Raw genomic sequence first — 2096 nt, forward strand, 5'->3', positions numbered from 1 at the left:
GGGCGCGGTGGCGCGTGCCTGTGAGCGGTCGCCGACGGCGACCGCGAACAGCACCGCGCGAGGGAGTCGGGCGCGACGAGGGCGACCGGAGGGAGCCCGCAGGACGCGCCCGACGAGGTTGGGGAGGCGTGAGGTGCTGTGCGGTGGGGTCGGGCGGGAATCGAAGGGACAGCCGCGAGGAGGAAGCACGGCGATGGAAGCACCGCAGCGAAGGAGTGAAACGACTGAGCGAGGAGCGCACCAAGCCGCGCGAGTCCTCGCGGCTGGGGCTTCGGTGGTGGTCGTGTCGATCAGTGGTCTATGAACAGATCAACCTGCGTACTGCCGAGCGGCTGGGGCTTCGATGGCGGTCGTAGCATCGACCTTCGTTTATAAGCGAACGGCGGGTGTCCGACGGTCCCGCACCGGATCCGCTCACAGATCGGTCGGCTCCCCCGGCGGCGAGAGGTCGCGACCGAACTCGTCGAACGGATCGAGGTCGGCCGGCAGCTCGCGGTCCAGCCGGCGCTCCTCCCGGTTGTCCGCGAGGGGTCCCGGGTGTTCGGCGACCGGTTCCCAGCCGGGCTTGGTCTTGACGGTCTTGGCGGGCGAGCCGACGGCGATCTGATGGGCCGGCACGTCTCCGCGGACCATCGACGACGCGCCGACGAGCGAGTTCTCCCCGACGCGACAGCCGGCGTCGATCATCGCGTCGTACCCGAGCCGGACGTCGTCTTCGACGACGGTCCGGTACGTCGTCACGTCCGTCTGGTCGACCGTGTCGTGGCTGTGCGTGTGGAGGTGACTGCGGTCGGCGACGGAGACGCGGTCGCCGATCACCAGCTCCCCGCGGTCGTCGAGCAGGACGTCGTTGTGGACGACGACGTTATCGCCAATCTCGATGTTGTGACCGCACTGGATCTTGATCCCGCCGAACAGCTGGAGGCCCGTGCCCGCCTCCTCGAACAGGTGGTCCGCGAGCATCTCTCGGAAGGGGAGCGCGAAGGCGAGGTTGTTCGCCAGCGGGGAGAGGTCGAACCCCCGCCAGAGGTGCCGGAGGCACTTCGCCTCTCGGAGGTCCGCGAGGTCCTGTTCCGCCCAGTGTTCGGACTCGATGCGGACGTTTCTCGGATCGTAGCTCTCGATCCGGGCGCGCGTCAGCGGCGGAAGGGAATCGCCCTCTCGATAGCGTTCGTACGCGTGCCAGTCGCCGAACAGGTCGGCGAGCACCTCGAGAACGACCACCGCGGTCTCCTCGTCTCCGGAGAGCCGTCGGTCGACGTCTCCGATCGTTCGGTCTATCGCCTCTTCGACGTCCGTCGGGAGATCGATGTGACGTTTCGTCATGTGTCCGTTCGACCCCCCCAGTTCACGGCGACGCGGCCCCCTCCCGTCGTCGGGGCGCGTTCCGACCGCGAGGCTCGTTCCGGCGGAGAGTGAGTAGTGTGTTACCTATCATCACGGACTTGTAGGTCGTACAACCATATAAATCCACGACGGCGTGTCCGCCCGACGCGCGGACCGTTCCCGTCGTGCCCGTCTCCGCGGCGCGGTCGGCGTGCTACCAGAAGCCGCCGTCCGAATCGTCCGATGAGGTCGTTCCGCTCGGCCCGCTCGGACCGCCTGGCCCCCGCGGGCCGCTCGGCCGCGGATCGGGGTTGATCTCGACGGGCTCCGCCTCCGCTCGCGGGTCGACCTCGCGGCCCCCCTCGTAGCGGACGAACGAGAGGTAGAAGGCCTCGCCGCAGCCGACTCCCTCGGCGTCGGGCTCCCGGTACGGCTCGTCGCCGCCGACGTCGGTGCCGCGCACGCCGTCGTGCGGGTCCCACTCCACGCCCGCGCTCTCGCCGCAGACGAACCGAACGCCGTCCGCGTCGACCGCGTCGTCCCCGTCTACACCCCTCTCACCGTCTTCCGCCGCGTCGAACGGCGCCGTGGGCGCGGCGTACGTCCACCCCTCCAGCGGGTACGGCGTCACCGACTTGTCCGCGAGGTACCCCTCGCGTTCGAGCGCGACGAGCGTGCCGCAGTGCGGACAGTAGTACGTGACCGGATAGCTCATGCGACAGTTACGGGACCCATTTATAAACACCCGTCGCCGGCGCGTCAGCTATTTG

At 69.0% G+C, this 2096-nt stretch carries 2 protein-coding genes; both read right to left on the reverse strand.

Annotation, left to right across the window (positions count from 1 at the left end):
* Nucleotides 1-414: 414 nt before the first annotated feature.
* Nucleotides 415-1326, reverse strand: coding sequence for an acyltransferase (locus U4E84_RS16685; RefSeq protein WP_322533228.1), 912 nt, complete (start codon nucleotides 1324-1326; stop codon nucleotides 415-417).
* Nucleotides 1327-1540: 214 nt separating this feature from the next.
* The gene (locus U4E84_RS16690) at nucleotides 1541-2041 is read right to left on the reverse strand and encodes a hypothetical protein (protein ID WP_322533229.1); all 501 of its coding nucleotides are present in this window, start codon (nucleotides 2039-2041) and stop codon (nucleotides 1541-1543) included.
* Nucleotides 2042-2096: the final 55 nt, after the last annotated feature.

The sequence above is a fragment of the Halorubrum sp. AD140 genome (assembly GCF_034497445.1).
Classification (GTDB): Archaea; Halobacteriota; Halobacteria; order Halobacteriales; family Haloferacaceae; genus Halorubrum.

Excerpts from the sequence above, each read along its gene's own strand:
- U4E84_RS16690 (WP_322533229.1), bottom strand. The coding sequence starts at position 2,041 with ATGAGCTATCCGGTCACGTACTACTGTCCGCACTGCGGCACGCTCGTC.
- U4E84_RS16685 (WP_322533228.1), bottom strand. The coding sequence starts at position 1,326 with ATGACGAAACGTCACATCGATCTCCCGACGGACGTCGAAGAGGCGATA.